Source organism: Bacillus sp. 95MFCvi2.1 (assembly GCF_000374965.1).
In the GTDB taxonomy this organism is placed as follows: domain Bacteria; phylum Bacillota; class Bacilli; order Bacillales; family Bacillaceae_G; genus Bacillus_A; species Bacillus_A pseudomycoides.
The window spans coordinates 1-3491 of the sequence record NZ_KB895761.1; the positions used below are offsets into that span (position 1 = coordinate 1).

Here is a 3491-nt window from a genome sequence, read left to right on the forward strand (position 1 = left end):
ATATCTACTGTTATCACACGAGGTTTAGAAACATACGAAAAAGCCAAAGCTTTCTTGAAAAAGCGCTTGGCTGCTTGTTTATCTCTTGATTTACTAAGATAAAAATCAATGGTGTTCCCTTCGGAATCTACAGCACGATATAAATATATCCATTGACTTTTTACTTTGATATAGGTTTCATCAACTCTCCATGAGTCATTTGTTGATTTAAGATGATATCGTACTTTCTCTTCTAATTGGGGCCCATATTGATGAGCACAACGCATAATGGTTGTGTGAGCGATTGATACTCCTCGTTCTTCCATCATTTCCACCAGGTTACGAAAGCTTAAATTGTACCGCGGGTACCATCTTACTGTTAATAAGATTAGTTCAGGCTGATAGTGTTTCCACTTGAATAAGTTTTGCTTTTCCATACTAATCACGTCCTTTTTTAAAGTACTAGTATGTCCAAGTTTCAGAGATTCGTTACATGAGCCTTATAGTTTTTGCACCAGAACCAAAAAAATTAAATTCTCATAATTCATTAACTATAGAAGTTGAAAAATCTCGTTTTGGGGGCAACCTGTTCTGTTAGCTTGATAGCGATGGGGTCCCGTCAACCAAATGACATAAAACCCAAGCTAAGACATTTTTCGGAAAATAAAAAGCCGATTTTCCCACGTTAAGGAATTTCAGCCTTGGTATTTTACTTCTGGAGTGGTCTTAATGATTCTAAAGTAGTTGATTGTTTGAATTTAAATCTATACTTCCCAAGGAAGTTCATATGTTCCGACCCTAGCGGTTAAATATACCGTATTCCATATACTGATGGCATTAATAATATTTAATGCACTGGCCCTTTGGGGCTGATCTTGCAGCGCACGTTCACGTAGCTCTTCACGCTCACTCAAAAAATAAATTTTTGTTTTGTTAGGTTGATAGTGATGGATTTGTCCACCCTATTGTTCTACATAGCAGCGACTTAAGTGTCGGAAAATTAAAATGGATGCATATAATAATATGAAAAATTGCATATATAAATACTTTGAACTTATTTTAGATACTCATTATAATTTATTTAGTGTAAAGCTTTGTACGTAATTATTTTGATATTTTTATAGGAAAATGTTTAAAAATGAAAAAGTAGAGGGAAAATGAATGAAAATTTTAAAAGGAATGCTCGTATCTACAATAGCAATTACTGCTTTTACAGGACTAGGAAAGACTTCTCATATAGTGAGTGCTGCTTCAAACAATTCAGTAGTACAGCAAAAAGCAGCTAATGTAGAAAAACAAGAAGAAAAGCAAATCATTGTAAAGTTTAAAAATAAGATCAGTTTACCGTATGAGGATGGGATAGAAAAACGAATAAAACAGGAAAAAAATGATATAGTACTAGAAAAGTTTTTTTCTGAATTCCCAGATTTAACATTAACACGCTTATTTACATCTGTAAGTCCTGACGAAATTCAAAGTCTAAATAAAAGTGCTAAAACCGATAATAATACTTCATCTTCTAACTTATTAAATTATTATGTAATTCAAGTTTCAAAACATGTACAAGTAGAAGTATTAGTAGAAAAGTTAAAACAATCATCTTTGATAGAGGATGTATACATAAAAGAACCGGAAAATGTAACACCACCAGAAGTACAGATGCCAAACTTATTTCTTAATCCCTATGATGACCCTAGATTTGAAAACCAAGGATACCTAAAAGAAGCACCATATGGTATTAATGCGCCTTACGCTTGGGGGATCAAGGGAGGCGACGGAAAAGGTATAACATTTGCAGATATGGAGTATGGCTGGCTATTAAATCATGAAGATCTAGAAAAGCAAAATATCGAACTTATATCCGGTAGAAATACAGAGGCTCACGTTGGACACGGGACATCGGTTTTAGGGATTGTTTCTGCGGAAGATAATCAAATCGGCAATATTGGCATTGTACCAAAAGCTACAGTAAAAGTAATATCTCAAATTAGGGATGACGGCAGTAATAACAAAGCGGATGCCATATTAAGTGCTGTAAATCACCTAAATGCCGGTGATGTTTTATTGTTAGAAGCACAATCATCTTATGAAGGATATCGTGATAAATATTTACCGGTCGAAGTGCAACCAGATGTATTTGATGCGATTCGCACTGGAACGGATAAAGGAATCGTAATCATCGAGGCTGGAGCAAATGGTTGGAATGACTTAGATGAATTTAAAAATAAAGATGGAAAAAAGGTCTTAAATCGTAATAGCAAAGATTTTAAAGATTCCGGTGCAATCATGGTCGGGGCTGCTTTATCAACTGTTCCTCACGGACGTTCATGGTTTTCAAATTATGGCAGTCGAATTGATGTATATGGATGGGGTCAAAATGTAGATACAACTTCTGCAGATCCAAATAACAGTGCGAAAAATTTATATACGTCTAGCTTTAGTGGTACATCGAGCGCTTCACCAATTATTGCTGGTACAGCTGTTTCCATACAAAGCATTGCGAAGGAGCATTTGGGTCACCCCTATAAACCAAGTGAGTTAAGAGACATCTTAAATAACCCAAACACAGGAACACAATCTGGGGAGCCATCTTACGATAGAATTGGTGTTTTACCAGATTTAAAAGCTATATTATTAAAATTAGGATTTCAATCAAATGGAGAAGATTCAGCTTCAAAAAATCCGCGAGAACAAGAGCCAAATAACCAACACATACAGGCAAATCCGTTAAATTTCAATACGACTATTGAAGGGAATCTTAACGACAATGATAACGTAGATATCTATACTTTTATGGTTAATTCACCGCAAAATATAAATATTTCCGTAGTAAATGAAAAACAGATTGGAATGACATGGACGCTTTATCATGAATCAGATTTAGAAAATATGGTAGCATATGGACAAAATAAGTCTAATGTCATTACAGGAGAATATAATGCGAAACCAGGGAAATATTATTTGCATGTCTACAAATATGAAAATAAAAATGGGTCGTATCTATTAAATGTAAAATAGATTTTATGCATATGCATACATGAAACAAAAGGAATTTCCCAAATGAATGGCACCCCAATTGTTAGACGTAACTAATAATTGGGGTGCCGTTTTTTATGACCAAATATCTATCTCCTTTTTCGCTGCAAATATCACATCATTTTTGGAGATTGATTTGCAACGTAATATATGCAACGTTGTAGCGCTATAAAAATCAAGGTTTTCACTTCCAAAAAATGTCTTAGTGTGGGTTTTATGTCATTTGGTTGGTGGTACCCCATCGCCATCAAGCTAAGGTTTTGAAGTACCCCCTAAATGAAAATTTTCTTTCTCTACAGTTAGTTATTTTGAGAAATCAGCTCTTTTTTTTGTTTTGGGGGTGTTTACTTTTCTTAAGTTGATGGCCATGTGGTGCTACCCCATGCCCATCAACTTAAGAAAACAAGTTACACCCAAAAACAAAAAATCCCTCAGACAAGCAAAGGGATCACTTATTTACACAAAATTATTGACGG

2 protein-coding genes and 1 pseudogene are annotated in these 3491 nt (G+C 34.7%); 1 reads left to right on the forward strand and 2 read right to left on the reverse strand.

Annotation, left to right across the window (positions count from 1 at the left end; all coding sequences use genetic code 11):
• Together C568_RS0129970 and C568_RS34025 are read right to left on the reverse strand one after the other, a co-directional pair.
• Window positions 1-416: IS6 family transposase (locus C568_RS0129970; RefSeq protein WP_018783709.1), on the reverse strand; the 416-nt coding region annotated here is incomplete at its 3' end.
• Window positions 417-688: 272 nt separating this feature from the next.
• Window positions 689-896 (reverse strand): annotated as a pseudogene (locus C568_RS34025) (hypothetical protein); the annotation flags it as partial.
• 244 nt (window positions 897-1140) lie between these two features.
• Between C568_RS34025 and C568_RS0129975 the strand changes: the two are divergent.
• Entirely contained in the window at window positions 1141-2997 is a 1857-nt protein-coding gene (locus C568_RS0129975) for a S8 family peptidase (RefSeq protein WP_018783710.1), read from the forward strand.
• Window positions 2998-3491: the final 494 nt, after the last annotated feature.